Source organism: Brachybacterium sp. GU-2, from assembly GCF_030866705.2.
In the GTDB taxonomy this organism is placed as follows: Bacteria; Actinomycetota; Actinomycetes; order Actinomycetales; family Dermabacteraceae; genus Brachybacterium; species Brachybacterium conglomeratum.
This window is the reverse complement of sequence record NZ_CP133037.2, coordinates 2,722,989-2,748,446: the sequence shown is the minus strand read 5'-3', so window position 1 is coordinate 2,748,446 and position 25,458 is coordinate 2,722,989. Positions and strand designations below refer to the sequence as shown.

The following is a 25,458-nucleotide window of genomic DNA, read 5'->3' as shown; positions in this document are numbered from 1 at the left end:
GACCCGCTCCGACCGGCGTCCATCCCGTCTCAGCTGTCGGAATCCGGCGCCGTGACGACAGCTGAGACCGGATACCTCCCGGTCACCTCGCGGGGCGTCCGCTCAGGCGGCCCGGTACAGGAACAGGTCGGTGCGGTAGGGCACGCCGACCCTCGCCCCGCGGGCGTGGCCGAGGTGGTCGTGGAGGTACCAGTCGAGGTTCGCGAGCACCTTCTGCCGCCGCTCCTCGGGGGCGGTGATCACGTAGCTGCGGGTGCGGGCGAGGTCGATGACGTCCTGGGTGGGCATCGGGTCCTCCCAGGTGAGCGCACGGCGCTCGGTGAGCTCGAGCCCGGGGCCGACGGTGGGGTGGAAGTCCTCGCGATGGATGTCGCCGGCGTGCATGATCCGCGACAGCCGGTGCACCCAGGGGATCGTCACGTCGAGCATGTTCCACACCAGGGCGAGCACTCCCCCGGGCGCGAGCAGCCGCAGCGCCTCGGCCGACGCCGCCTCCGCGTCGAACCAGTGCCACGCCTGGGCGACGGTGACCAGCTCCGCCGACGCCGCGGGCAGCCCGGTCGCCTCGGCGGGCGCGACGCGGGTGGCGAGCGCGCCACGGGCTCCGCGGCGACGGGCGGTCTCCAGCATCTCCGCGCTGGTGTCCACCGCGGTCACCTCGAATCCTCGCTCCACGAGCGCCCACGACAGCTTCCCCGTCCCCGCCCCCAGATCCACGGCGCGGAGCGACGAGGCGGCATCGGCCAGCGCCGCGAGCATCGCCTCCAGCGCCGCGGGCGGATACCCCGGCCGTAGCCGGTCGTAGTCCTCCCCCTGCCCCGCGAACGCCTCGGCGAGCTCCGTCTTCCGCTCCTCGCTCCCGAAACGTGGCTCGTCGCGGGCGGAGATCGGCGGCACAGGTGGGTGTTGCACAAGAAGAAGGGTACCGAGGTGCCCAAGTGCCGCAGTCCCCGCGATCCTCCTAGGCTAGTGCCGATCTCTCCCACTACTGAGGAGCACAGATGGATCGAGCGCTCGACGCGTACTTCAACGCGATCGCCATGGCGAACAGCTTGTTCAACCTGGACACGACAGACAGCGCCGGGGCCAGGTTCCTTTTCGCACTTATCCTCGCAGCATTGACGATTGCGATCCTGGCGATCTGCCTCCACATCATCCCTCGCGAGCTCGCGTTCCGAGTGAGAAGCGGAGCCGAAGCGATTGCTCGTGGAGGCTCCTTGGAGGCTGCACGCCGATTAGAGGCATACTCAGGTGCCTTGTTCCGGGGTCTGACCGCGTTCTCCCTCATTTGGGGACGCACAACCTACGGAGTACGGGACAGCCGTAGCGACCGCTTACCCCCTGCTACAGAGCACCCCCGCACGCACGTGCTGACTGGAGCCCTTCGTTCAATCCTCCTGGCCATCGGGCGCGCGTTCTCCATCCTTCGAGTCATCGGCCTCGCCGTACCCACCACGTTTGGTATCGCGTCTATTGCCATTGCGTTGACGCTCGCCTTCCCTCAGGGTTCAAAGCTTGCGATTGAACACAGTATCAGCAGCATTATTGATGCGACCCGACGACTCACCCACATCGGCATTTCACCACTCGCGATCCTCACCACCCTTTCAACCTTGATCGCACTACTAATCGTTGGCGCAAAGTTTCTACGCACCGACCGGATGCTTGCGAAAAGAAAGTACCGTCACGAACGAGAGGTCGAGACCATCGGCCTCCTGCATGAGATCACTCCCCTCGTGCACAATCTTGCCGAGGCGCTCGACGAGGACGTTACGAGACATGTGATAGCGCGGGAATCTGCGTACCTGAACTTTTTGGAATGGTGGCGCACGATGACTTCGTCAAGCGCTTCGTCTCCGCTTGGGCTCACCCTGGAAGACTCTCACCTGAAATGCACGGCTGAGTGCCAAGACGCGTTCGACCACTCGCCATCCCGCCGATCACCTTCCCCTGGCGTCACCGAAGCTCTTGGCGCTCTCGAGAGTCGATCGGATCTCTGCTCCGCTCTAGGTTCGCGACGTGTGGAGTGCGCTCGCCTCTTGTCATTGAAGGCTTGGCAGGGCTACACCACTGTCTTCCCAATGCCCTCGCTAGGGAGGCCGCGCAAGATCGCGGATCACATCCGGTTCCCGAACGCTAGCGCGTGGGAAAACCGCCGGATCGACATGCAACATGAGGCTCTTCGTCACCTACCGCTAGAGGAACAAGAGCGGCTAGACAACGCAGAGCCACTGGAGAACCTCGCCAAGCCCGACCAGACCTGGGAAGCAGAAAGGCTTACCAGCGAGTGCTGGGACATGTTCGAAGCTATCCGGTCCATCAGACAATTGGTGGACTACTCCGAGCGCCTTCTGGGGAGCACCCGGCTAGAGAAGATGCTCGCACGAATGACCGCATCATGAGAAATTTAGCCGCTATACCGGCTCTTCAGAGTTGAGTGTGGGGTGAGGCGTCGAGGCCGCCGGTGATGAGGAGCATTCGGAGGCGGTAGTGCTCGAAATTCCGGAAGCCGCGGGCGGTGCGGCGGCCGAGCTCGATGAGCCCGTTGACGGCCTCGGTGCCGCCGTTGCTCGCGCCGTTGGTGTCGAAGTAGGCCAGGAACGCTGTCCGCCAGCGGCGCAGAGTCTTCCCGAGCCTGGCGATCTCCGGGATCGGGCAGGACGGCAGGGAGGCGATGAGCTCCTCGGCGAGCTGTCGCCCTCGTGCGGGTGTGGGCTGGTGGAAGACGTCGCGGAGGTCTTGGGAGCAGTGGTAGGCGACCTCGACCGCGACATGCTCGGGATGCGCCGCGAACGCGCTGGCCAGCCGAGTCTGCTGGCGCGGGGTGAGGCGTTCGCGCCCCGCGCGGAGGATGTGGCGGATGCCGTAGAGGGGATCTCCCTTGCGGCCGCGGTGGCCGAGGGTCTCCTGCTGGATCCGGCGGCGAACGTCATCGACCGCCGCCCCGCCGAGCTTGACGATGTGGAAGGCGTCCAGCACGCAGGTCGCATCTTCGAGCTGGTCATCGATCGCGTTCTTATATCCCTGGAACGGGTCCAGCGTCGCGATCTCGACCCGCCGTCGGAACGTCTCGCCCCGCTCGTCCAGCCAGTCTCGGTAGGCCTTGCCGGATCGGCCGGGGACCAGGTCCAGCAGCCTGGCGGTGGGGTGGGGTCCTCGGGTCAGGTCGACCATCCCGGTGAGCTCCTTCGGGCCGCGCCGGCGCGGGTCGCGGTGGTGCCAGATGTGCTCGTCCACGCCCAGGACCTGCACTCCCTCGAACCGGGACGGGTCGTTCGCAGCCTCGATCAGGAGTGGTCGGACCTGGGACCAGACCGTGTTCCAGGTCGTGCCGAGCTGACGAGCAAGGCCCTGGATAGTCGCTCCCTCGCGGCGGAGCTGACCGATCGCCCAGCGGATCGCGCGCGTGCTCAGCAGGCCCCGCGGAGCGCAGACCTCCGGGTCCTGCTCCACGAACGAGACCACCTCGCAGAGGCCCTCGTGGCAGATCCAGCGGCGCTTGCGCCACCGGATCCGCACTGGACGGCCCGCCCAGGGCGCATCGATCACCTCGACCATCACTCGGCCGTGACCAGCGGCGATGACTCCGCAACCAGGGCATCCGGCCACTGGATCGCAGGACTCGACCTCGAGCACCAGGCCCGTACGGCCCTTCACCACCGAGGCCAGATGGAGGGTGGGGAAATCGAGGAGAAGATCGCAACGGTCGCAGCGGCCGAGCGCGTCAGAGCAGGCGCACGTAGAGTTGGGCATTGTCGAGGTCCTTGAGATTAGCGGGGGTAGAAGTCCGCTCATCATCGAGGACCTCGACGTCTATCCCCAGCTACCCGACGCCACCGGCGCGCCCACACTCAACTCTGAAGAGCCGCTATACCTCGGGCTTACTGATGCTCGGAGGAATGGATATGGAACTCGCACGGTCAATAGTCCGACGGCGGTACACGCAGCACCGTTGTCCTGGCTGGACGTTCAGCGCATCGGGCATGCCATCCGCTCGGAGTATCTGTTGACTCCATTGCGCGCCGAGGGTCGGCGACCGGATTTCTACCCGGCCTCACCATTCACCGCTCCGCCCGGTGTGCGACCCAGGACCTGTGCAGCCCGGCGTAGATCCCGCCCTCGAGGTCGACGAGCTCGGCGTGGGTGCCGTGCTCGACGAGGTCGCCGTGGTCCAGCACCATGATCCGGTCGGCGCGCTCGGCGGTGGAGAGCCGGTGGGCGATGGTGATCGTGGTGCGGCCGCGGGCGAGGCCGTCGATCGCCTGCTGCAGGCGCACGTCGGCGGCGGGGTCGACGGCGCTGGTCGCCTCGTCCAGGACGATGATGTCGGGGTCGGCGAGATAGGCGCGGGCGAGCGCGACGAGCTGCCGCTCCCCCGCGCTGAGGGACTCGCCGCGCTGGCCGACGGGGGTCTCCAGCCCCTCCGGCAGCTCCGCCGCCCAGGAGCCGAGCCCCAGCTCCTCCAGTGCCCGACGCATCTCCTCCTCGGTAGCGTCGGGACGGCCGTACCGCAGGTTCCCGGCGACGGTGGTGTCGAAGAGGAAGCCCTCCTGCGGCACCATGATCACGCGCGAGCGCAGCGAATCGTAGGGCACCAGGTGCAGGGGGATCCCCCCGATGAGGATCTCCCCGGAGGCGGGGTCCATCATGCGGGTGAGCAGCTTGGCGAAGGTGGTCTTGCCGCTGCCGGTCTCCCCCACGACCGCCATGCGGGAGCGGGCGGGGATGGTGACGTCCAGGCCGTGGATGACCTCGGGGCCGGTCGGGTAGCGGTAGCGCAGCTCGCGGATCTCGATGTCGAGCAGCCCGTCGGGCAGCGGCCGCGCCCCCGGCACGGACTCGCCGCGCCGGCCGGTGCGGGGGTCGATGGCGCCGCCGGGGTCGGCGACGTCGGCCGGGGTGTCGAGCACGCCGAGCACGCGCCGCCAGCCGGCCACGGCGTTCTGCGCCTCCGAGAGCATCTCGATGCCCATGCGGACGGGCTGGCTGAACAGGGAGACGAGGAAGACGAAGGCGACCACGCCGCCGGCGCTGAGGTCGGCGCCGGGCAGGTCGATCCCGAGCGCGCCGGTGCCGAGCACCACCCCGACCACGACCACGACGGCGGTCGCGAGTCCGTCGGCCGTCTCCGAGAGGAAGAAGGACGCGGACTGGGGGCGCAGCACCGCGAACTGGGCGTCGCGCACCGCGCCGATCCGGCGGACCTGGGCCTGGCGGGTGCGCTCCTCGGTGCCGTAGGCGCGCACGGTCGCGGAGCCGACGAGGGACTCCGAGACGGTGCCGAGCATCTCGCCGACCTTCGTGCGCACCACCTGGTAGCGAGCGCGGATCCGCTTCTGCAGGGAGCCCATGATCACGAGGATCGGGAGGTAGCAGAGCCACACCACGAGCGCGAGCGGCCAGGAGTAGAAGGCCATCACGGCGGTGGCGAGGACGAGCTGGAAGCTCATCACCACCAGCATGATCCCGCCGAAGCTCATGAACTGGCTGACGGTGTCGACGTCGCTGGTCACGCGGGAGACGAGGGCGCCGCGCTGCTCGGTGCCCTGGGTGAGCAGGGACAGGTCGTGGATGTGGCGGAAGGCGCGCTTGCGCAGGGTCGCCAGCGACGTCTCGGCCAGGCGGAACAGGCGCCGGTTCATGAGCACGTTGCAGGTCGCGGTGGCGAGCAGCACCAGTGCGGCGAGCCCCGCGGCGCCGGCGACGAAGGCGACGTCGGGGGTCTCGGGCGCGATGATGCCGCGGTCGAGGATGGCCTGGACGGCGATGGGCACGACCACCTTGCCGGCGGTCGCGATCACGGCCAGCAGCAGGGTGATCCACAGTCCGCGCAGCAGCTCGGGCGTGAGGGCGAGGCCGCGGCGGATGGTCGCGATCGCGCCCTCGTCGGCGGCGGCCTCCCCGCCGAGGGCGGAGGAGGTGCGGGCTGCGGGTGCGGCGGTCATCGCCCGGCCTCCTGGTCGGCGTCGACGGCGGGAACCCCGCCCGTGCGGGCGGGCGGCTCGCACTCGCCCTCGTCGGCGACCGACTCCTCGTGGCGGTGGCGTCCCGCGCTGTGGATCTCGATCGCGCCGGTGATCGGGTCGGGCTCCTCCTCGGGGGCGTCGCTGGGCGGAGGCTTGGAGGCCTCGAGCAGGCTGTGGGAGATCGCGGCCTCGTCGTAGGCGTCCACCAGCGCGCGGTAGCCGGCGCTGCGTCCGCGCAGCTCCTCGTGGGGGCCGATATCGGCGACGCGGCCGTGGTCGAGGAACACGACCTGGTCGGCGAGCGAGATCGTGGACTTGCGGTAGGCGATCAGCAGCAGCGTCGAGTCGGTCATCTCGCGGCGGATCCCGTCGAGGATGGCGAGCTCGACGCTGGGGTCGCAGGCGCTGGTGGCGTCGTCGAGGATCAGCAGGCGGGGCCGACGGGCCAGCGCCCGGGCGAGCGCGATGCGCTGGCGCTGCCCGCCGGAGAGGGAGCCGCCGCGCTCGCCGAGCTCGGTGTCGAGCCCGTCCGGCAGTGCGTCGACGAAGTCCTCGGCCTGGGCGACGCGCAGCGCCCAGCGCACGGTCTCCTCGTCGATGTCCTCGCCGAGGGTGACGTTCTCGCGCACGGTCGCGTCCATGACGAAGGCCTGCTGCAGCACGAGGGCGACGTCGACGGTGAGCGCCTCGGCGGTGAGGCTCTCGAGGCGGGCGCCGTCGAGGCTGATCGTGCCGCTGCTCGGCGTGACCAGGCCCGCGGCGAGCAGCGCGAGGGTGGACTTCCCGGAGCCGGTCGCGCCGACGACGGCCAGCACCCGGGTCCCGGCCGTGGGGTCGGCGCGCAGGGACACGTCGGTCAGGGCATGCCCCTCCCGCACGGCGAGGTCCTCGGAGCGGACGCCGCGGCCGAGGATCACGGCGGCGGGGTCGTCGCGGTAGACGAAGGAGACGCGATCGATCTCGAGCACGCCGGGCCCGTCCGGCAGGGCACGGTCGCCGTAGGTGCGCTCCTCGTCGACGTCGAGGATCTGCTGCACGCGGCCGCCGCCGACGACGGTGCGGGAGAGGTCCCCGAGCACCCAGCCGAAGGACCGGATCGGCAGGGACATCAGCGTGAACAGGTAGGCGACCTCGACGAGCTGCCCGGTGCTGAGGTGCCCCTCCCCGATCCGCCAGGCGCCGAGCACGGCGACGGCGAGGATGCCGAGGTCGGGGAGTGCGTCGATGGCGGGGTCGAACCAGCCGCGGATGTATCCGAAGCGGATCCCGGTCTCGCGCAGGTCGTCGGCGGCGCGGGCGAAGCGCCGCTCCTCGACGTCCTCGCGGCCCAGGGACTTCACGACGTTCGCGCCGTCGAAGGACTCGTGGGCGATCTCGGCGACCTCGGCGCGCAGCTGCTGGGAGCGCATCGCGATCGGGGTCGCGAAGCGCTGCAGGAGCACGTTGAGGACGATCAGGAGCACGATCAGCGCGAGCATGACCAGCAGGATCACCGGGTCGATCCGGGCGACGACCACGGTCGCGTAGGCCAGCATCACCAGGGTGGACAGCGCGAAGGGGAAGGGCGCCATCGCGAAGAAGGTCGCCTCGACGTCGGAGTAGACGGAGCTGAGCAGGGTGCCGGTGGCCTGGCGGCGGTGCCACAGCAGCGGCACCTTCGCGTAGACCTGGACGATCCGCTCGCGGTAGAGGCGGAAGAGGTCGAACTGGGCGGCGGCGGCGAAGACGCGCCGCGCCATGACGGTCACGGCGCGGGCGACAGCGATGCCGAGGATCGCCGCTCCCCCGCCGAGGACGAGCGCGGGGGCGACCTCGCCGCTGGCGAAGGAGGGGACGACGACGTGCTCGGTGACCCAGCCGATGATCGAGGAGGTCGCGATCTGGAGCAGCGCGAAGGCGGTCGCGCCGAGCACGGCGAAAACGAACCAGCGCTTCTGCTCCCAGGAGCCCTTCAGCAGGCGCTTGAGCCCGGGGACGAGGACGGCGGGGTGCTGCGAGGTGGTCATGCGGTGACGAAGTGCACGATGACCGCGATCGCGAAGGTGAACGTGGACAGCACCGCCAGGGAGAACTCGATGAGGATCCCGGTGCCGAGGGCCTTCAGCGCGATCCATGTGTTGTCCAGGCCCTTCCTCCAGTCCCTCAGCCGCAGCGACTCGGCGACGTACAGGCCGGCGAGGAACCCGATCGGGAGCCCGAGGAAGGGGATGACGAAGAAGCCGACGACCGCCGCGGCGATCGCGACGTAGACCGGCCACATCGGCACCTCGGCAGCGTGGAGGCGGCGGCCGGTGAGGACGTAGCTGGCGGTCATGCCGGCCGCGCCGAGCAGGAGCACGATCCCGAAGGCGACCCAGGCGGGCCAGCCGCCGATCAGGATCGCCCAGATCAGCGTCGCGATGACGATCGTGATGGTGCCGGGCAGGATCGGCACGATGATGCCGGTGAGGCCGACGGCGTAGGCGAGTCCGGCGAGGACCGTGACGATGATCTGGACGGTCAGGGAATCGACCACGAGGTCCTCCGGGGCGCGGGAGCGGATGGGGCCTCGTCGATCCTATCGGCAGCCCGTCAGGGCAGGCGCACCACCTGGCCCGCCCAGGAGAAGCCGCCGCCGAAGCCGACCAGCAGCGCGGTCGCGCCGGAGGGGATCCGCCCGGCCTCGCGCATCCGCGAGATCGCCAGCGGGATCGTCGCGGCGGAGGTGTTGCCGGAGGTGATGATGTCGTCGGCGACGATCGCATCCTCGCGCAGGCCGAGCGCGGCGGCGAGCGGCTCGATCATGCGCAGGTTCGCCTGGTGGGGCACGAACACGTCGATGTCCTCCATGGTGAGCCCGGCGGCCTCGACGATCTGCTTCGAGATCTTCGGCGCCTCGCGCAGCGCCCATCCGAGCACCTGCCGCCCCTGCTGGGCGAAGGCCGGGCCCTCGCCGTTGATGGTGACGGCATCGGCGAGCTCGGGGACGGTGCCCCAGACCACCGGCGCGATGCCCGGCTCCTCGCTCGCGGTCAGCACCATCGCGCCCGCCCCGTCGGCGGTGAGGATGCAGGTGGTGCGGTCGGTGTAGTCGGTGACGGCGGAGAGCTTCTCCGCCCCGATCACGAGGGTGGTGGTCGAGGCGCCGGTGCGGATCGACATGTCGGCGACGGCCAGGGCGTGCTCGAAGCCGGAGCAGGCCGCGCCCACGTCGAAGGCGGCGGGCGCGGGGATGCCGAGCTGCTGGGCGACGCGGCCCGCGGCGCTCGGGGAGCGCTCGTGGTTGGAGCAGGTCGCGACGATGACCTGCGTGATCTCGGAGGGGTCGACGCCCGCGTCGGCGAGCGCGTTGCGTCCGGCGATCGCGGCGAGGTCGCCGACGTCGACCCCGTCGGCCGCGATGCGCCGCTCCTCGATGCCGGTGCGCTGGCGGATCCACTCGTCGCTGGTCTCGACGAGCTGCTCGAGGTCGGCATTGGTCATCACGCGGTCGGGCCGGTGGTGGCCGGTGCCGAGGATCCTCGAGCCGGCCGCGGGGGCCTGGGCGGCGAAGGGACGGGGGCTCGTCGTCATGGCGGTCTCCTGACAGGGTCGGGCTGATCCTCACGATGGTAGTGCGGGCGGGGTGTGTACCGTTCCGCCCGTGAGCGAGCTGGCGAGCCTGGGCGTGGTGGGGGTGGTCGGAGGGCTCGGCGTGTTCGCCGTGATCCTCCTGCCCGCCTGTTGGCTGCAGCGCCGGCGCTTCGGCCGGGTGCAGCCGCAGCGGCTGCTCGGCATCGCCGTGATCTGCGTGTACACGATGACGCTCGCGGGGCTCACGATCGCCCCGGCCTACGACGTGGCGCTGACCTGTCGCTCCCGCACCGGCGGCGTGCTGCGCCTGGACCCCTTCCACACGCTCACGGCGAGGACGGGCTTCGCGCTGGTGCAGGCGGCGCTGAACACGGCGCTGTTCGTGCCGCTGGGGCTGATCCTGCGCGGGGTGCTCCGACTGGATGCGACGGCGTCGGTCGCCACCGGCATGCTGCTCTCGGCGCTGATCGAGCTCACCCAGTACACCGGCGCGTTCGGGATCTACCCCTGCGGGGTGCGGATCGCGGACATCGAGGACCTGCTGGCGAACACGCTCGGCGCCCTGGTGGGGGTCCTCCTCGCCCCGCTGCTGACCCGCTGGCGGGAGCTGTGGCACGGGGGCGAGGAGGACCCGGAGGTCACTGAGCGGACCAGCCCCCGTCGGAGGCGAGGACCTGGCCGTTGATGTTCTCGGCGTCGTCGCTGAGCAGCCAGGTGATCGAGCTCGCGACGGTCTCCGCGGTCGCGACCGGTGGGATGAGGCCGAAGAAGGGGCCCAGGCGCTCGGCGGCGAAGTCGGAGCGCATCCCGCCCTAGATGCCGGTGGCGGTGGGCCCGGGAGCGACGGCGTTGGTGCGGATCCCCTGCGGGGAGTGAGGTCGTGGCGCAGGCCGTGCTGCAGGGGACCTTCTCGCTGGGCGTCCTGCCGGTGCCGGAGACCGGCGATCTGCGCATCGATCTCGAGTCCTGGCTGACGGCGCGGGCGGAGGCGATCCTCGCCCCGGGTGGGCGTTCGGTGCCGCCGGCGCCGCCCGAGGTGGTCGCCGACCTGCTCACCGGCTATCTGTCGCTGGCGACTCTGGGCGCGGCGCCGCTCGATCCGGAGCGCCTGGGCGCCGTGGTCGACGCGGTGCTCCCGGCGCCGCGCTGAGCGCCTCGCCTCAGAGCAGGTCCACCAGCAGAAGGTGCTGAAGAGCCCTCGCCCCACGCGGGGTGGTCTCAGGCCGTGACCGTCAGGGTCGAGCGGGAGTCGGCGCCGCGGCGCACGTGGATCTGCTCGGCGATCTGGGACTTCATGTCGCCGACGTGGCTGACGATCCCGACGGTGCGGCCGTTCTCGGCGAGCCGCCCGATCTCCCGCACCACGGTCTCGAGCGTCTCGGGGTCCAGGGAGCCGAAGCCCTCGTCGATGAAGAGGGTCTCCATCTGCACCCCGCCGGCCTCCCCCATGACGATGTCGGCGAGGCCCAGCGCGAGCGCGAGGGAGACGAAGAAGGTCTCGCCGCCGGAGAGGGTCTCGGGCACGCGCACCTGGTCGGTGCGGCGGTCGAGGACCAGCAGGTCCAGTCCGGTCTTCCGCGCGCCGCGGGCGCCGCGGTCGCGCTGCAGCTCGAGCTCGGAGCCGGAGAAGAGCGCGAGGCGGGCGTTGGCCGCGTCGATCACGGCGTCCAGCCGCCACATGAGCACGTAGGTCGACAGCTGCACCCGCTCGCCGTCGGCGGAGCGGCCGGTGGCGAGGTCGGCGACGCGCACCACGACCCCGGCGTCCTCGCCGACGGCACGGACCTGCTCGGAGGCGGCGGCGAGGGCCTCGCGCGCAGAGCCGGCGCGCTGGGCCACGCCGGCGCTGCGGGCGGCGAGTCCAGCGGCCTCCCGGGCGGCGGCCTGCGCGGCGGTGAGGTGCTCCCCCGCGGCGAGCAGCGCCGCCTCGGCCTGCTCACGGGCCTCGTCGGTGGCGACGGTGTCCGCGATGCCGTCCTCGGCGAGACCGTCGGCGAGGCGGGTCTCGTCGACGGCGCGGGTCTGGACCTGCTTCTGCAGCCGGGTGCGCTCCGGGGCGGGCAGAACCGCGGCGCGGGCGGTCTCGGCGGTGGCGAGGCCGCTGGCGGCGAGGGCGCGGTCGGCCTCGGCGGCGAGCTCGGCGGCGGAGCTCTCGGCCTGGACGCGGCTGCGCAGCGCCTCGCGGAGCGCGGTCGCGGCGCGGGCGCGGGCGGTGTGGCCGCGGCGGCGCTCGGCGATGGAGCCGTCCTCGCCGCGGGCCTCGTCGATCCGGGTGCGGTCGGCGGCGAGCGTGCGGCCGGTCTCGTCGATGCCGGTGCGCTCGCGGGCGACGTCGAGGGCGAGCGCCTCCTTGGCGCGGGTGGCCTTCTCGGTCTCGGCGTCGAAGGCGTTCAGCTGCGTCTCGAGCTCGTCGGCGCGGGCGGCGGCGGTGGTCGCGGCGGTGACGGCGGAGGCGCGGGTCCCGACCTCGGCGTGGGCGGTGTCGGGGGTGTGCTCCCCGGCGCCCTCGCGCAGCGCGGCGAGCTCCCGCTCGGCGAGGGCGAGGGCCTGTGCGTCGGCGGCCTGCGCCTGCTCGGCGGCGCGGCGGGCGGCCTCGGCGGCCTCGACCTGCTCGGGGCTGACGGCGTCCTCGGAGGGGTCCGCGGGGTGGGGGTGCTCGTGGGAGCCGCAGACGGGGCAGGCGGCCTCGTCCTCGAGATCGGCGGCGAGCTCGGCGGCGATCCCGGCGAAGCGGCGCCGACGCAGCGCGGCCTCCTCCTCGGCGCGGGTGCGGGCGGTGCGCAGGGAGCGCTCGGCCGTCTCCTTGGCCTTCGCGACCGCTTTGACCTGGGCATCCGCGGCGGTCGCGGCCTTCAGCACGTCCTGCGCGGCGGCGAGGGCGAGCCGCGCCTCGGCGAGACCCGAGGCGGCGGTGCGGGCGGCATCGCGCTGCTCGAGGAGGGCGCTGCGGGCAGCGGGGCGCTCCTCGAGCCGGTCACTCGCGGCCTGGAGCTGCGTCTCGCGGGCCGTAAGCGCCTCACGCCGGGCGACCAGCCGCGTCTCCCGCTCGGGCAGCGCGGTCTCGAGATCGACGAGATCCTTCAGTTCGCCGGCGGCGCCGGTCGCCTCGTCGGCTGCGGCGGCGAGTGCGGCGGCGGGGTCCTCGGCCTGCTCCGCGAGGAGGTCGACGAGGTCGGGGTGCGCGGGTCGCGTCTCCTCGGCACGCGCGGCGAGGGCCTCGATCGCGGCGGAGGCGGCCTGGGCGGCGGTGTCGCGTCGCCGCAGCACCTCGACGACGGGGCGGGCGGTCTCGTCGCGCTCGAGCGCGACCGACGCCTTCGTGGCCTCGGGCTTCTCCGTCTCGAGGCGGGTCGCGAGCTGGTCGAGCTCACGGCGGCGGTCGATCCGGGTGCGGGCGGTGCGGGCGGCCTCGGCGGCGGTCCGCGCGGTCTGCTCCACCTCCTGCGCCGCGGCGGAGCCGGCGGCGGTCTCGGCCGCGCGGGCGGTGACCTGCCCGAGCTGGGCATCGGCCGCGGCGGCGAGGGACTCGAGGCGCAGTGCAGCGGCGTGCTCGGTGAGCGCGGCGCCCTCCTCGTCCTCGAGGGCGACGGCCTCGGTGAAGCGGGCCAGCGCCGTGCCGAGGGTCTGCTGGGCGGCGTCGACCTGGCGCTTGGCCTGTTTGCGCATCTCCTCGAGCTGCTTCTCGACGGCGGCGTAGGTCTCGGTGCCGAAGACGCGCTGCAGCACCTGCTGACGCTCCCCGGTGCCGGCGCGGAGGAAGCGGGCGAACTCGTTCTGGGGCAGCAGGACGGTCTGGGTGAACTGCTCGCGGGTGAGGCCGACGGCGCGCTGCACCTCGCGGCCCACCTCGTCGAGGCGGCTCGCGATCACCTCGCTGTCGTCGCCGGCGCCGGCGGTGTCGGCGATCGCGGCGGGCAGGGCCTGCGGAGACCCGATCCGCCACATCAGGGCCTTGGCCTGCTCCTTCGTGGTGCCGGTGCCGCGCAGCTTGGGGCGCTGGAACTCCGGGGAGCGCCGCACGCGGTGCAGTCCGGAGGGGGTCTCGAAGACGAGGTCGACGATGCTCGGCTCCGTCGGCGCGGCGAACTGGGAGCGGATCCGGTCGGCGCTGGTGGCGGAGCCGGCGACCTGCCCGTAGAGGGCGTAGACGATCGCGTCGAGGATCGTGGACTTGCCGGAGCCCGTCGGCCCCTCGAGCAGGAAGGTGCCGGAGGCGCCGAGGGCGGCGAAGTCGATCTCGACGGTGCCGGCGAAGGGGCCGATCCCGGTCATGCGGAGGTGGTGGAGCTTCACGAGGCCTCCTGCTGGCGGCGGACGGCGGAGTAGGCGCGCTCGAGCACGTCGTGCTCCGCCTCGGTGGGGTCTCCGCCGGTGACGTGGGCGAGGAACTCGTCCATCACCTCCAGTGGGTTCTGCTCCCGGCGCACCACCGGGGTGCCGGCGCTCGCGGCGCGGCCCTCCGGGGCGTACTCGGTCAGGAGCAGGTGGGGGTAGGCCTCGCGGAGCCGCTCCTGCAGGTGGGCGGGGCGGGCGGGGTCGGTGACGACGGCCTTCAGCCAGTCCCCGGCGTGCTCGTCCCGATGGGCGAGGATCTCCTCCAGGGTGCCGCGCAGCTCGGTGAGACGGCGTGGGACGGGGGTCTCGAGGCGGCGCACGGCGACCTCGGCCCGCTCCCCGTCGGCCCCGGGGGCGCCGAGCTCGACGAGGAGGACGGACTTGCGGTGGCTGCGCTCGGAGAAGGAGAAGGCGAGCGGGGAGCCGGAGTACCAGGCGGGGGCGCCGACGCTGCGGGTGAGGTCCTGGCAGCCGTGGAGGTGGCCGAGGGCGAGGTAGTCGATGCCGCCGAGCACTCCGGCGGGGACGGAGTCGACGCCGCCGACGGAGAGGTCACGCTCGGAATCGCTGGCCTCGCCGCCGGTGACGAAGGTGTGGGCGAGCACGACGGTGCGGGCACCGGGCCGGGCCGCGGCGCGCTCGCGCACCTGGTCGAGGGCGGCGCGGGTGACGGCCTCGTGGCTGCGGGGCAGCGGCTCCTCGCCCTCGCGGGCGAGCTCGGTGCGGGCGCGGTCCGGCTCGAGATAGGGCAGGCCGAAGAACAGCACCTCGCCGTGCTCGTCCTCGACGGAGACGGGATGCTCGATCCCGGGCAGGTCGGTGAGCAGGTGGATGCCGGCGCGCATCAGGGAGCGGCCGAAGCCGAGCCGCTCCGGGGAGTCGTGGTTCCCGCTGGTCAGCACCACGGTCGCGCCGGTGTCGGCGAGGCGGGCGAGGGCTCGGTCCAGCAGGGTCACGCTGCTCACCGCGGGCACGGCACGGTCGTAGACGTCGCCGGGGATCACGACCACGTCCACCCCCTCGGCCTCGACGAGGTCGACGAGCCAGTCGAGGAAGGCGGCCTGGTGCTCGTGCAGGTCGACCTTGTGCAGGGTGCGGCCAAGGTGCCAGTCCGAGGTGTGCAGGATCTTCATGTCATCGAGCCTAGGGGTGGGGTGCGACGGACGAGGGACGGGCGCGCGCGGGTGCGCCTGGCGGACAGCGGGGCGCCCGCGGACTGGGGCTCGCGGGCGGAGCGGGGTCCGTGCGCGATCAGAAGGGCGGCGGCCCGTAGTCGCCCCACCCCTCCGGCGGAGGATCCGGGGGTGCGGTGCGGGGCGGCGGAGCAGTGTCGGGGCGCGGAGCAGGGTGTGGTGGTGGATCCGCGTGAGCCCGTGCCTCCGCGCCGGGCTGCTGGTCCCGGGGAGCTGGCGGACCTGCCGTCGGCGGTGGTCCGGGCGGCACCTGGGTCCGCAGTGTCGGCTCCTCGACCAGCGATGCGGGGTGCATTCGCGGTTCGCCGGGGGTCTCCGGTGGGCTGTTCGGGCTGGTCGCGGGGCTGCCGGCGTGGGCGCCGCGCAGGAATCCGGTCCAGGCGGCGGTGAGCAGCTCGACCATCTCGAGGCTGGCGTGGTCGAGGTCGTCGAGGACGGTGACGGCGTCGCCGTGGCGGCCGATCGTCCAGCGCGTGCGGCCGGGCTTTCCTGCCTGCGTGGGGAGCCGAGTGGGGTCCAGCAGGCCGTTCGTCTTGTCGAGGTGGTGCTGCCAGCACAGGAGGTGCAGGTTCTCGACCTCGGTGGCGCCGCCCTCGCCCGGGGTGCCGCGCAGGCACTCCTCGATGTGGTCGCACTCGGAGGCCCAGGAGGTGGGGCGCGTGCACCCGGGGACGGCGCACTGCCCGTTGCGGAGCCGGAGGTGCTCGAGCATCGCGGGGGTGGGGGTGACGCGGTCGGCCGGGAGCGGGAGGAAGGCGCCGCTGCTCGCGCTGGTGAGGACGCGGTGCCAGACGGTGCAGCTGCCGGCGAGGGAACGCGCCATCGAGGGCGGCAGCGGGGTGACGCCGTCGAGCATGCCGGCCTGGTCGGAGGCGCCGAGCAGGGTCAGCACGGGCACGGTGACGTTGAGGCGGAACCGCTCGGCGGGGACGGCGACCCCGTCGACGTCGAGGTCGGCGGTGTCGATCAGGGCGTAGCGCAGCCGGGTGAGCGGAAGGGCCCTGCCGGTCCCGAGGACGACGCCGTCGGGGTCGTGCGGGATCGGGGTGCCGTCGCGGAGCGCCGCACGCTGCGCCGCCTGGACGGCGCGGGCGGACTCGTCGATCGACTTCCACCGGGCGAGGATCTCGGGGATCGGGCCCGTGATCCTCAGGGTCCCGGTGCCGGCCTCCGCGCCGGGAAGCAGCTCGACGGTGCGCTCGAGCGCGGCGACGGGATCGGGACGGCTCTCGCGCTCGGCGAGATGCTCGATGAGGGCGCGCAGGAGCGTGAAGAATCGTTCCGGGCTGATATCCGTGGACCATGTCGAGATCACGGCATCGAGATGCCTCCTGGAGGATTCGGAGAGCTTCTGCGAGGTCTTCAGCATCTTCTGGAACCAGGCCGACGGCATGCTTCCGGATTCGAGGTTCTCGAGGGTGCGCGGGAAATGGTTCACGGCCTGGTACGCGTCGCGCAGTCGCCAGCTCGCGGCACTGCGAGTGACCCGGAGGCCGAGTGCGGCGCAGAGCGTCTCGACCTCGTCGAGCTCGCAGGCATCCTCGTACTCGCCCTCGAACTCGTGCAGGGCGGCGAGAGCGCGGTACTGCGCAGCGAGCGCGAGGGCAGTGGCGCGCTCCGCACCCCACACGCGCTGCGCGGCCTCGCTCAGGGCGGGGTCGTCGGCGCAGCCGCCGAGATCGGGCAGCGCGTCACGAGTACGAGCCTGGCGTGCGCCGACCCGGCGGAAACGTGCAGGAAGCGCCGCGATCAGGGCATCGTCGGCGGGGTCCGGGGAGGTGGTGGCAGGGGCCGACGGCGATGCCGTCACCGCCGACGACGAGGCGAGAACCGAGGGCAGGGCGACCTCCAGTGCGGAGGTATCTGGTGCGGCGGCATCCGACCGCTCGGAACGCACCGCGTCGCGTGCGTCGTCGGCGATCTCATCGCCCGACGGATGCTCCGGCTGCGTAATGCTCATCGGCCCCTCCTTCCCCTCCGCGTCGGCGACGCATCGGTGCACCGCCCCTTTCGACCCGACCCCTTCACAGTAGTGACCGACACGGATGGAGGAAAGGTCCGGGAGGAATATGTGGATAACTTTCTGATCGAGTGGCGCATCTCGACCGCTATACGCCCCTCCATCCACACCTTCCCTCCACAGAACCCCCTTTTCCACAATGTCATCCACCGGTTCTCGAGGGGTTCGCATCGTCTGTCGGACCCCTGCGGTAGAGGGGCATCGGCTCCGGACGTCCCGGCCCTCCCCCACCGTTTGGCCTAGACTCGGCCACTGGACACGGGGTGCGCCCGAGGCGCTGAGATCACACCCGTGGAACCTGATCTAGTTCGTACTAGCGAAGGGATGTCCGCATGAGCTCGGATCCTTGCACCCTCTTTCCCGCTGCCCTCCCCCGCGTCGCCGCGCCGGGTCGACTCGCACCCGACCGCCCCGCACCGTCGGCCCCGCGCGTGCTCTCGATCGCGGGCACGGACCCGACGGGAGGCGCCGGCACCGCGGCGGACCTCAAGTCGATCGCCGCCGCGGGCGGCTTCGGCATGGCGGCGGTGACCGTGGTCGTCGCGCAGAACACCCACGGAGTGAGCGACATCCACGTCCCTCCTGCGGAGTTCCTCGCCGAGCAGCTCCGCGCGGTCTCCGACGACGTCGAGCTCGAGGCGGTCAAGACCGGCATGCTCGGCACCGCCGAGATCATCGAGGCCGTCCATACCTGGCTCTCCGCCCATCCGCCGCGAGTGCTCGTGGTCGACCCGGTGATGGTCGCGACCAGCGGCGACAGGCTGCTGGAGCCCGAGGCGGAGCAGGCGATGATCCGCTTCTGCTCCCTCGCCACCGTGGTCACCCCGAACATCGACGAGCTCGCCGTCCTCACCGGCGAGCCCCGCGCGCACGCCGAGGACGAGGCCCTCGCCCAAGCCGCCCGCTGGTCGGAGGCGACCGGCGTCGCGGTCGTGGTGAAGACCGGACACCTCGACAGCCGTGCGGTCACCAACACCTGGATCGGGGCCGACGGGACCCGCCACCGGGTGCACTCCACGCGGGTGGACACGACGAGCACGCACGGCACCGGCTGCTCCCTCGCGGCGGCGCTCGCGACCCGCCTCGGCGCCGGCGAGGACCCGGCCACGGCGCTCGCCTGGGTCACCGACTGGCTGCACGAGGCGATCGCGCACGGCGCGGCACTGCAGGTAGGGAGCGGGAACGGTCCCGTCGACCATGCGCACCGGGCACGGCGCCTCGCGGCGGCGGGATCGGCCGCGCCGTGGGTGGCAGCGGGCGCGGTGCCGGAGCGGTGGGAGCAACCGTCGCAGCTCGCCGCCCTGGTCACGGCCGACGGCCCCGCCGCCTCCGTCCCGCCCGTCGGCCCATGGACCGAGGCGCTGTGGGCGGCCGGGGCGCCGCTCGCCGGCGCGATCGAGGACTCCGGCTTCGTGGCGGCGCTCGTGGACGGGAGCCTGCCCGAGGGGCAGTTCTCGTTCTACCTCGCCCAGGACGCCCACTACCTGCAGCGCTACTCCCGCGCCCTCGCGACCCTGGCCGAGATCTCGGAAGCCCCTGCCGCGCGGGAGTTCTGGTCGGACTCCTCCCGGCACTGTGTGGACACCGAGCTCGAGCTGCACCGCGCCTGGCTCGCGGCCCGCCCCGACGCGGCGGAGGTGGCCGTCAGCCCGGTGACCAGCGCGTACACCGACTTCCTGCTCGCCCGGGCGCTCGGCGACCCGACGGCCGTCGGGGCGGCCGCGGCGCTGCCCTGCTTCTGGCTGTACGCGCAGGTCGGGGCGAGCCTGCCCGAGGTCCCGGACGAGCACCCCTACGCGGGGTGGCTCCTGACCTACCGCGACCCCACCTTCGTGGAGGGGGTGCGCGGGGCGCTCGGCGTCGTCGAGCGCGAGCTCGAGGGCGCCGACCCGGAGGTGCGGGCCGAGGCGGCCCGCGCCTTCCTCCTCGCCTGCCGCCACGAGCTGGAGTTCTTCGAACAGGCACGACGTGTGGACGCCGCCGCCTTCTCCCCGGCTCCGGCCCTCGCGGGGGCGACCCGATGACCGCCGCCTCGATCCCCGCGACCGGCACCCGCGCCCTGCCGCCCGAGGGCCGGGCCGCGCTGCGCGCCGGCGTGGTCGGAAACTTCATCGACAACATCCATGTGTTCCTGCCGGTCACGGCGCTGGCCCCGGCGATGCTCGTGATCGCGGGCCCGTCGGCGACCGCGTCGGCGGCGGCGCTGATCATCGTCGCGATGCTGCTGGGCCGGCCTGTCGGCGGGGTGGTGTTCGGGCGGATCGCGGACCGCATGGGGCGCACCCGCACCACCCGTCTTGCGATCGCGGGCACCGCGGCGTGCGCGCTCGCGATCGCCCTCGTCCCCACCCACCAGGTGCTCGGCCCGGGCACGGTCGCGCTGATCCTGGCGCTGCGCTTCCTCGGCGGGATCTTCGTGGCCGGCGAGTACTCGGCCGCGATCCCGCTGGCGATGGAGTGGTCGCGGCCGGGGCGGCGCGGACTGATGAGCGGGCTGATCCTCTCGATGGCGCCGTGGGCGCAGGCCACGATCGCCTTCGCCGTCGCGGCGCTGCTGGCGATGCTGGGACCGGAGCAGTACGCGGTCTGGGGCTGGCGGGCGCTGTTCGTCGCGGGCGCGGCGCTGTCGATCTCGATGATGCTCTACTACCGGCGGCACGTGGTCGATGCGCCGCAGGCCCGGCGAGCACCGGCGTCGGCCGCCCCGTCGGCCCCGCGACCGGGCCTCCGCAGCCTGCTCACCGGACGGTGGGCGTCCGCGTTCTGGGCGGCGTTCGTGCTGATGACGGGGCTGTGGCTGCTCACCGACTCGACCGTGCTGCTGCTGACGGCCCGGCTGTCCACCGACTCGCCGATCGCCCCGGAGGCGGTGCCGCTGGTGATGGGCGCGGCCTCGATCGCGCAGGCCCTCGTGATGGTGCTCGCGGGGCACCTCTCGAGCCTGGTCGGGAGGCGCCTCCTGTTCGTGGTGTGGGGCGCCGTCGCGGGGCTCGTCGGCCCGGTGCTGTGGTGGGCGGCGGTCACCGCGCCGACCCTCGCCGTCGCGGCGCTGCTCGCCGCGCTGCTGCAGGTCGCGACGGTCTCCGCCTACGGTCCGATCGCCTCCTATCTCTCCGAGCGGTTCCCCACCGCGATCCGCTCGACCGGCTACGGCTCCGCCTACAGCCTCTCCCTCGTGCTGCCGGCGCTGTACCCGTTCTACGTGCCGGCGCTCGAGCCGCTGCTCGGCCGGCACACGACGGTGATGGGGATGGTCGCGCTCGGCGGGCTGCTCGTGGTGGTCGGGGCGCTGCTCGGCCCGCGGCTCTCCCCGCGCGAGATCGACGCGGACCTCGACACGGTCGCCGAGCGGAGCACGCGATGAGCCCCGCCGATGACCGGGATCTCGCCCGCGCCCTGCCCGTCCTGGCGGCGGTGCGGGAGGCGGCGCCGCTGGTCCACTGCCTCACCGCGACCGTTTCGATGCAGCTGGTGGCCGACGGGCTGCTCGCCGCCGGGGCGCGGCCGATGATGACCGAGACCGTCGTCGAGGCGCCCGTCGTCTCGACCGTCGCGGACGCGCTGCTGATCAACCTCGGCACCCTCTCGACCGACGCGATGGACGGCATCCCCGCCACCGTCGCGGTCGCGCGGGAGGACGGCCGGCCGTGGGTGCTGGACCCGACGGCTATCGGGATCGCCCCGGTCCGCACCCCGCTCGCGCGGCGGCTGATCGAGCAGCGGCCGACGGCGGTGCGGGGCAACGCCTCCGAAGTCCTGTCCCTGGTGGGCGAAGCGGGAGGCGGGCGGGGCGCGGACTCGACCGCCGCCGCGGAGTCCGCCTCCGGCGCCGCCGCCGAGGTCGCCCGCCGCACCGGCGGGGCCGTCGCCGTCTCCGGCGCAGTGGATCTGGTGCTGGATGCGAGCCGCGAGGCCCGGCTCGCCCGCGGCTCCGCGCTGCTGCCGCGCGTGACCGGGACGGGCTGCCTGCTGGGTGCGCTGACCGCCGCCTGCACCGCCGTCTGGGAGGATCCCTTCGAGGCCGCGCTCGCCGCGACCACCTGGATGGCTCTGGCCGGGGAGCGCGCCGCGTCGCGCGCGACCGGACCCGGCAGCTTCCGCATGCACCTGCTCGACGCCCTCGACGAGATCGGAGACCTCCCGTGAACGCCCGCCCCCTCGACCTGCGCTGCTATCTCGTCACCTCCGGTACGGGCCCGCGCACCGTCGAGGTCGCCGCCGAGGTCGCGGCGGCCGGGGCCGGGGTCGTGCAGGTGCGGGCGAAGGAGGCGAGCACGCGGGAGCTGCTCGAGCTCGTCCTCGCCGTCGCCGAGGCCGTTCGCACGGCGAATCCCACGACGCGGGTGCTGGTCGACGATCGGGCCGACGTCGCCGCGGCGGCCCGGGCCCGCGGGGCGCACGTGCACGGGGTGCACCTCGGCCAGGACGACCTGCCCGTCCCCGACGCCCGCGCCCTGCTCGGCCACGACGCGGTCATCGGGCTGACCACGGGCACGCTCGACCTGGTCCGCGACTCGGCCGACGTCGCCTTCGACCTCGACTATCTCGGCGCCGGGCCGTTCCGCCGCACCCCCACGAAGGACTCCGGCCGGGAGCCGCTGGGGGTGGACGGCTATCCGGCGCTGGTGCGCGCGACGATGCTGCCGATCGTCGCGATCGGGGACGTCACCCCGGCCGACGCCCCGGCGCTGTCCCGAACGGGCGTCGCCGGGCTCGCGCTGGTGCGCGCGGTGATGGACTCCCCCGACCCCGCCGCGGCGGTGCGCGAGGTGCTCGACGGGATGGGCGGCCGGACCCGGCGCTGACGAGGCCGTGACAACGCCCGGGCTCCGGCGTAGCGTCGGACCATGACTGCTGATGCTCCCGCCCCCGATGCTGCGACCTCCTTCGACGTGATCGTTCTCGGCGGCGGGGCGGTCGGCGAGAACGTCGCCCAGTACGCGACCGAGGGCACCGACCTCACTGCAGCGATCGTCGAGGGCGAGCTGCTGGGCGGCGAGTGCTCCTACTACGCCTGCATGCCCTCGAAGGCGCTGCTGCGCCCCCTCGCCGTCGCCGACGCCGCCGCGCACCTGCCGGGCATCACCACCCCCGAGGTCGACGCCGAGGCGCTGCTGGCCCGGCGCGATACCTGGGTCTCCCACTACTCCGACGAGGGCCAGGTCTCCTGGGCCGAGGGCGCGGGGCTGCACGTGGTGCGCGGGCACGGCCGACTCGTGGGCGAGCGCGAGGTCGAGGTCGTCGGGGCCGACGGGCGCGCTCCGCAGCGCCTCGTCGCCGAGCGCGCCGTCGTCCTGGCCACCGGATCCGTGCCCAGGGTCCCCGCGGAGCTGCGGGACCTCGCGCCGTGGACCTCGCGCGATGCGACGGGCGTGGTGGAGGTGCCGGACGAGCTGGTGGTCGTCGGCGGCGGCGTGGTCGCGGTCGAGGCCGCGACCTGGATGGCCGCGCTCGGCACCCGGGTCACGATGCTGGCGCGCGGGGACGCGCTGCTGCGAGGACTGGAGCCGTTCGCCGGCGAGCACGTGCTCGAGGCGCTGCGGGGCCTCGGCGTCGACGTGCGTCTGGGGGCCTCCGTGCTCTCCGGATCGCGCGAGGACGCCCGGGAGACGGGGCTGGGACGTGTGCACGGCGGGCGGGTGAGGCTCGAGGTCGAGTCCGACGGCCGTCGCGACACCCTCGAGGCCGACGAGGTCCTCGTCGCGACCGGGCGCCATCCGCGGCTGGACAACGTGGGCCTCGAGACCGTCGGTCTGTTCCCCGAGGACGTCACCGGCGACGGGACGCTGCCGGACTGGCTGCACGCGGTGGGCGATGCGAGCGGGGAGGCGCAGCTGACCCACTGGGGGAAGTACCGCGCCCGCGTGATCGGGCAGCGGATCCTCGCCGCCGCGACCGGGGAGGCGGCGGAGCCGGTGCCTGACCAGGTGCCGGTGCCGCAGGTCGTGTTCACGGATCCGCAGGTCGCGGCCGTCGGCCTCACCGAGGCGGAGGCCCGCAAGGCCGGACACCGGGTGGCGACCGCGCAGGTGCCCTTCGGCGGGGCGGCCGGCTCCGCGCTGCTGCGCGACGACGTCACCGGCACCGCGCAGATCGTCGTCGACCTGGAGACCCGCACCCTGGTGGGTGCCACGTTCGTCGGCCCCGAGGCCTCCGAGCTGTTGCACGCCGCGACGATCGCGATCGTCGGCGCGGTGCCGGTGCACGTGCTGCGCCATGCGGTGCCGAGCTACCCGGCCGCCTCGGAGCTGTGGCTGCGGCTGCTCGAGGAGCTGCCGCGGGAGATGCGCGCCGGCTGAGCCGAATCCTCTCCCTTCCCCGTCGGCGCAGCTCCTCCCTTCGGAGGAGATGACAGATCGCACTGGCGTCCGGTGCGCCGAGTCCGATGGGATGGAGGCCATCGACGCCCCACGGCCCCGGGAGGACCATGTTCCAGCGACTGCGCCGACAGCGACAGCTCGGTCGCGCCAAGCCCGGCGACGGCAGCGCGCTGAAGGATCTGCGCTGGTGGCAGACGCTCACCCGCACCCAGTTCGCCCTGGACCCCGATGACAGGGCAGGCCGCGAGGCGTCGTACATCGTGGACGTGCGCTATCTGGCCACCGAGCTCGAGGGCGGGAAGATCGCCGAGGGCGCGCGGCACGCGCCGATCGCGATCTACCGCGACGGCCGACAGCTCCACATCGCGAACTCGCCGGTCGCCTTCGAGGTGCCGGGAGGGACGGTCGAGGTCGCGATCGGCAGCTACGGCCTCTCCCGGATGCACCTCGTCCCCTCGGACGACGGCCCGGCCAGGACCCTGCGCCCGCACCCCCGCTCGCTCGAGGGACTGCGCGCCCGCTTCGGCCGGCGCCACCCGGGCGCGAGCCGCATGCTCGGCGCGATGGCGATCGTGGTGCTGCTGATCGGGCTGGTGCTGATGGTGCCGCAGGCCGCGGAGTTGATCACGAGCATCCCGCCGGTCGCCGAGCGGGTCGGGACCTTCACCTCGCCGATCCAGCTGCCCGCCTGGCTGAACGTCACGGTCACCGTCGCCGGTGTGCTGGCCGCGGTCGAGCGCGCGCTCACCCTGCGCAACCACTGGCTGATCGACGCCGAGACCACCTGGACCTCGTTCGTGTGACCGCTGCGGAACGCTGCCGGGACGCGCCGGACCGCCCGGGCAGGGAGTTCGTGGTGATCGCCCGGGCGGTCTGAGCAGGGCTCCGCGGATCAGGCCTCGGTGCCGGTGTAGAAGCCGTAGGTCGCGTCGGCCCGCTGCTGGGCGACGGCGGGATCCGCGCCGGAAGCAGCGTGCGCGACGGCCCAGCCATCGGCGGCGCCGCGGTAGAAGGAGCGGCCCTCGTCGGTGCCCGCCCAGGCCTCCGCCTCGGCCGGGGAGAGCGAGCCCTCCACACCGCCGAGGTGGAGCGAGAGACCCAGCAGGCCGCCGTCCCAGCCGACCCCGGTCGCGCCCGGGCCGAAGGTCTCCCACATCTCGGCGGGGACGTCGGCGACGCGGCTGCTGTGCTCGAGCTCGAAGCTGGTGCGCTCGCCGTCGACCTCGGCCAGGCGCACAGTCAGCCACGACACGGAGCCCATGGCCTCCCAGGTCGCGGAGAACTCGGCGGCACCGTCCGACGGCGGCTCGCAGACGGTGATCTCGCCGCCCGCGTTGCCCTCGAACTGGTAGCGGCCGCCGAGGCGGAGGTCGCCGCTGACCGGCAGGAACCAGCGCTGGATGCGCTCGGCCGAGGTGACGGCCTCCCACACGTCGGCGAGGGCGGCGGGGTAGGTCTGCTCGAGGGACTGGACGTGCATCTGCTCGCCGTCGCGCTCCTCGGTGCGATAGGCGCGGGTGACTGACTGCAGCTGGGCGGGGACGTCGACCATGTCAGGTCTCCTTCTCGGTGGTGGGGGTCGTCGCGGCGGGCGGGGTGCCCGTCGCAGGGTCGGTGTGGGCGGGCGGGGTGCCCGTCGTCGCAGTGTCGGTGGAGTCGGCGGCGGGGCCGGAGGTCTCAGCGCGCTCGGCGGCGAGGCGACGCCCACGCTTGCCTCGGGCGAGCTCGGTGCCGAGAGCGTCGAGCTTCGGCAGCCAGAACCGCTCGAACGGGGTCAGCCACTCCCTCGCCTCGCGCGGGCCGCGGGGGTCGAGGGCGTAGAGGCGGCGTCGGCCCTCCGGCCGAACGGTGGCGAAGCCGTGCTCGCGCAGGACGCGCAGGTGCTGGGAGACGGCCGGCTGGCTGATCCCGAACTCCTGCTGCACGATCTCGCCGATCTCGCCCGCGCCGAGCTCCCCGTCGTCGGCGAGGAGCTCGAGGATCCGCCGCCGCACCGGGTCGCCGAGGACGTCGAGCGCGTGCATGCGCCCATGCTCCACCGTCGCGGTCATATAAGTCAACTCTTATGCGAC

21 protein-coding genes and 1 riboswitch are annotated in these 25,458 nt (G+C 73.0%); of the genes, 9 read left to right on the top strand and 12 right to left on the bottom strand.

From position 1 onward, the window contains the following. Positions 1–102 precede the first annotated feature (102 nt). Positions 103–912, bottom strand: a complete 810-nt coding sequence (locus RBL05_RS12440; RefSeq protein ID WP_308739195.1) for a class I SAM-dependent methyltransferase — start codon at positions 910–912, stop codon at positions 103–105. Between the two features lie 89 nt (positions 913–1,001). On the opposite strand from RBL05_RS12440, the gene RBL05_RS12435 reads away from it, so the two are divergent. Continuing rightward, the gene (locus RBL05_RS12435) at positions 1,002–2,402 is read left to right on the top strand and encodes a hypothetical protein (RefSeq protein WP_308739196.1); all 1,401 of its coding nucleotides are present in this window, start codon (positions 1,002–1,004) and stop codon (positions 2,400–2,402) included. A gap of 25 nt (positions 2,403–2,427) precedes the next feature. Here RBL05_RS12435 and RBL05_RS12430 read toward each other — a convergent pair whose 3' ends face one another. The 5 genes from RBL05_RS12430 to RBL05_RS12410 form a co-directional block, all read right to left on the bottom strand. After that, the gene (locus tag RBL05_RS12430) at positions 2,428–3,753 is read right to left on the bottom strand and encodes an ISL3 family transposase (protein ID WP_308739197.1); all 1,326 of its coding nucleotides are present in this window, start codon (positions 3,751–3,753) and stop codon (positions 2,428–2,430) included. Between the two features lie 308 nt (positions 3,754–4,061). Beyond that, positions 4,062–5,945, bottom strand: coding sequence for an ABC transporter ATP-binding protein (locus tag RBL05_RS12425; RefSeq protein ID WP_318603667.1), 1,884 nt, complete (start codon positions 5,943–5,945; stop codon positions 4,062–4,064). Continuing rightward, entirely contained in the window at positions 5,942–7,972 is a 2,031-nt protein-coding gene (locus tag RBL05_RS12420; protein WP_308739199.1) for an ABC transporter ATP-binding protein, read from the bottom strand. Before RBL05_RS12420 ends, RBL05_RS12425 begins: the two co-directional genes overlap by 4 nt. Further along, on the bottom strand, positions 7,969–8,481 hold the full coding sequence (locus RBL05_RS12415) for a DUF456 domain-containing protein (protein ID WP_308739200.1): 513 nt from the start codon (positions 8,479–8,481) through the stop codon (positions 7,969–7,971). Before RBL05_RS12415 ends, RBL05_RS12420 begins: the two co-directional genes overlap by 4 nt. A gap of 56 nt (positions 8,482–8,537) precedes the next feature. Next, positions 8,538–9,518: a beta-ketoacyl-ACP synthase III gene (locus RBL05_RS12410; RefSeq protein WP_308739201.1), complete on the bottom strand. Its 981-nt coding sequence runs from the start codon at positions 9,516–9,518 to the stop codon at positions 8,538–8,540. A gap of 70 nt (positions 9,519–9,588) precedes the next feature. Here RBL05_RS12410 and RBL05_RS12405 point away from each other — a divergent pair, with 70 nt between their 5' ends. After that, entirely contained in the window at positions 9,589–10,203 is a 615-nt protein-coding gene (locus RBL05_RS12405; RefSeq protein WP_308739202.1) for a VanZ family protein, read from the top strand. On the opposite strand, the gene RBL05_RS12400 is transcribed toward RBL05_RS12405, so the two are convergent. Further along, the gene (locus RBL05_RS12400; RefSeq protein WP_308739203.1) at positions 10,157–10,324 is read right to left on the bottom strand and encodes a hypothetical protein; all 168 of its coding nucleotides are present in this window, start codon (positions 10,322–10,324) and stop codon (positions 10,157–10,159) included. The two genes, RBL05_RS12405 and RBL05_RS12400, sit on opposite strands and share 47 nt — an antisense overlap. Positions 10,325–10,398: 74 nt before the next feature. On the opposite strand from RBL05_RS12400, the gene RBL05_RS12395 reads away from it, so the two are divergent. Continuing rightward, positions 10,399–10,668 carry a hypothetical protein gene (locus tag RBL05_RS12395; protein WP_308739204.1) on the top strand — a complete coding sequence of 90 codons (270 nt, stop codon included), beginning with the start codon at positions 10,399–10,401 and terminating at the stop codon, positions 10,666–10,668. Positions 10,669–10,736: 68 nt separating this feature from the next. On the opposite strand, the gene RBL05_RS12390 is transcribed toward RBL05_RS12395, so the two are convergent. The 3 genes from RBL05_RS12390 to RBL05_RS12380 all read right to left on the bottom strand — a co-directional run bounded on the left by RBL05_RS12390 (position 10,737) and on the right by RBL05_RS12380 (position 17,006). Beyond that, positions 10,737–13,811 carry an AAA family ATPase gene (locus RBL05_RS12390; protein WP_308739205.1) on the bottom strand — a complete coding sequence of 1,025 codons (3,075 nt, stop codon included), beginning with the start codon at positions 13,809–13,811 and terminating at the stop codon, positions 10,737–10,739. Next, complete coding sequence (locus tag RBL05_RS12385) at positions 13,808–14,986, bottom strand: exonuclease SbcCD subunit D (RefSeq protein ID WP_308739206.1); 1,179 nt, start codon at positions 14,984–14,986, stop codon at positions 13,808–13,810. The genes RBL05_RS12390 and RBL05_RS12385 overlap by 4 nt, the downstream gene beginning before the upstream one ends. Positions 14,987–15,104: 118 nt before the next feature. After that, positions 15,105–17,006 (bottom strand): HNH endonuclease signature motif containing protein, encoded by a 1,902-nt coding sequence (locus tag RBL05_RS12380; RefSeq protein ID WP_308739207.1) that lies wholly within the window; start codon positions 17,004–17,006, stop codon positions 15,105–15,107. 309 nt (positions 17,007–17,315) lie between these two features. Then, a riboswitch (TPP riboswitch) is annotated at positions 17,316–17,408 on the top strand. Here RBL05_RS12380 and RBL05_RS12375 point away from each other — a divergent pair. From RBL05_RS12375 to RBL05_RS12350, 6 genes are all read left to right on the top strand, one after another. Next, positions 17,399–19,090: a bifunctional hydroxymethylpyrimidine kinase/phosphomethylpyrimidine kinase gene (locus tag RBL05_RS12375; protein ID WP_318603666.1), complete on the top strand. Its 1,692-nt coding sequence runs from the start codon at positions 17,399–17,401 to the stop codon at positions 19,088–19,090. Its footprint overlaps the riboswitch before it by 10 nt. Beyond that, positions 19,087–20,430, top strand: coding sequence for an MFS transporter (locus RBL05_RS12370; RefSeq protein ID WP_318603665.1), 1,344 nt, complete (start codon positions 19,087–19,089; stop codon positions 20,428–20,430). The genes RBL05_RS12375 and RBL05_RS12370 overlap by 4 nt, the downstream gene beginning before the upstream one ends. Further along, positions 20,427–21,212, top strand: a complete 786-nt coding sequence (thiM, locus tag RBL05_RS12365; protein WP_308741175.1) for a hydroxyethylthiazole kinase — start codon at positions 20,427–20,429, stop codon at positions 21,210–21,212. Before RBL05_RS12370 ends, thiM begins: the two co-directional genes overlap by 4 nt. Beyond that, on the top strand, positions 21,209–21,871 hold the full coding sequence (locus RBL05_RS12360) for a thiamine phosphate synthase (RefSeq protein WP_308739209.1): 663 nt from the start codon (positions 21,209–21,211) through the stop codon (positions 21,869–21,871). The genes thiM and RBL05_RS12360 overlap by 4 nt, the downstream gene beginning before the upstream one ends. 42 nt (positions 21,872–21,913) lie before the next feature. Beyond that, positions 21,914–23,365 (top strand): dihydrolipoyl dehydrogenase family protein, encoded by a 1,452-nt coding sequence (locus tag RBL05_RS12355; protein WP_308739210.1) that lies wholly within the window; start codon positions 21,914–21,916, stop codon positions 23,363–23,365. Between the two features lie 128 nt (positions 23,366–23,493). Further along, on the top strand, positions 23,494–24,189 hold the full coding sequence (locus RBL05_RS12350; protein WP_308739211.1) for a hypothetical protein: 696 nt from the start codon (positions 23,494–23,496) through the stop codon (positions 24,187–24,189). An 89-nt stretch (positions 24,190–24,278) separates the two neighbouring features. On the opposite strand, the gene RBL05_RS12345 is transcribed toward RBL05_RS12350, so the two are convergent. Together RBL05_RS12345 and RBL05_RS12340 are read right to left on the bottom strand one after the other, a co-directional pair. Continuing rightward, entirely contained in the window at positions 24,279–24,938 is a 660-nt protein-coding gene (locus RBL05_RS12345; RefSeq protein ID WP_308739212.1) for an SRPBCC domain-containing protein, read from the bottom strand. 1 nt (position 24,939) lies between these two features. After that, entirely contained in the window at positions 24,940–25,410 is a 471-nt protein-coding gene (locus RBL05_RS12340) for an ArsR/SmtB family transcription factor (RefSeq protein WP_308739213.1), read from the bottom strand. Positions 25,411–25,458 lie beyond the last annotated feature (48 nt).

What these genes read in the sequence shown, in the direction of transcription:
- RBL05_RS12375 (WP_318603666.1), top strand. Translation starts at nt 17,399, where the DNA reads ATGAGCTCGGATCCTTGCACCCTCTTTCCCGCTGCCCTCCCCCGCGTC.
- RBL05_RS12370 (WP_318603665.1), top strand. Translation starts at nt 19,087, where the DNA reads ATGACCGCCGCCTCGATCCCCGCGACCGGCACCCGCGCCCTGCCGCCC.
- RBL05_RS12400 (WP_308739203.1), bottom strand. Translation starts at nt 10,324, where the DNA reads ATGCGCTCCGACTTCGCCGCCGAGCGCCTGGGCCCCTTCTTCGGCCTC.
- RBL05_RS12420 (WP_308739199.1), bottom strand. Translation starts at nt 7,972, where the DNA reads ATGACCACCTCGCAGCACCCCGCCGTCCTCGTCCCCGGGCTCAAGCGC.
- RBL05_RS12345 (WP_308739212.1), bottom strand. Translation starts at nt 24,938, where the DNA reads ATGGTCGACGTCCCCGCCCAGCTGCAGTCAGTCACCCGCGCCTATCGC.
- RBL05_RS12425 (WP_318603667.1), bottom strand. Translation starts at nt 5,945, where the DNA reads ATGACCGCCGCACCCGCAGCCCGCACCTCCTCCGCCCTCGGCGGGGAG.
- RBL05_RS12380 (WP_308739207.1), bottom strand. Translation starts at nt 17,006, where the DNA reads ATGAGCATTACGCAGCCGGAGCATCCGTCGGGCGATGAGATCGCCGAC.
- RBL05_RS12350 (WP_308739211.1), top strand. Translation starts at nt 23,494, where the DNA reads ATGTTCCAGCGACTGCGCCGACAGCGACAGCTCGGTCGCGCCAAGCCC.
- RBL05_RS12355 (WP_308739210.1), top strand. Translation starts at nt 21,914, where the DNA reads ATGACTGCTGATGCTCCCGCCCCCGATGCTGCGACCTCCTTCGACGTG.
- thiM (WP_308741175.1), top strand. Translation starts at nt 20,427, where the DNA reads ATGAGCCCCGCCGATGACCGGGATCTCGCCCGCGCCCTGCCCGTCCTG.
- RBL05_RS12410 (WP_308739201.1), bottom strand. Translation starts at nt 9,518, where the DNA reads ATGACGACGAGCCCCCGTCCCTTCGCCGCCCAGGCCCCCGCGGCCGGC.
- RBL05_RS12340 (WP_308739213.1), bottom strand. Translation starts at nt 25,410, where the DNA reads ATGCACGCGCTCGACGTCCTCGGCGACCCGGTGCGGCGGCGGATCCTC.
- RBL05_RS12435 (WP_308739196.1), top strand. Translation starts at nt 1,002, where the DNA reads ATGGATCGAGCGCTCGACGCGTACTTCAACGCGATCGCCATGGCGAAC.
- RBL05_RS12430 (WP_308739197.1), bottom strand. Translation starts at nt 3,753, where the DNA reads ATGCCCAACTCTACGTGCGCCTGCTCTGACGCGCTCGGCCGCTGCGAC.
- RBL05_RS12385 (WP_308739206.1), bottom strand. Translation starts at nt 14,986, where the DNA reads ATGAAGATCCTGCACACCTCGGACTGGCACCTTGGCCGCACCCTGCAC.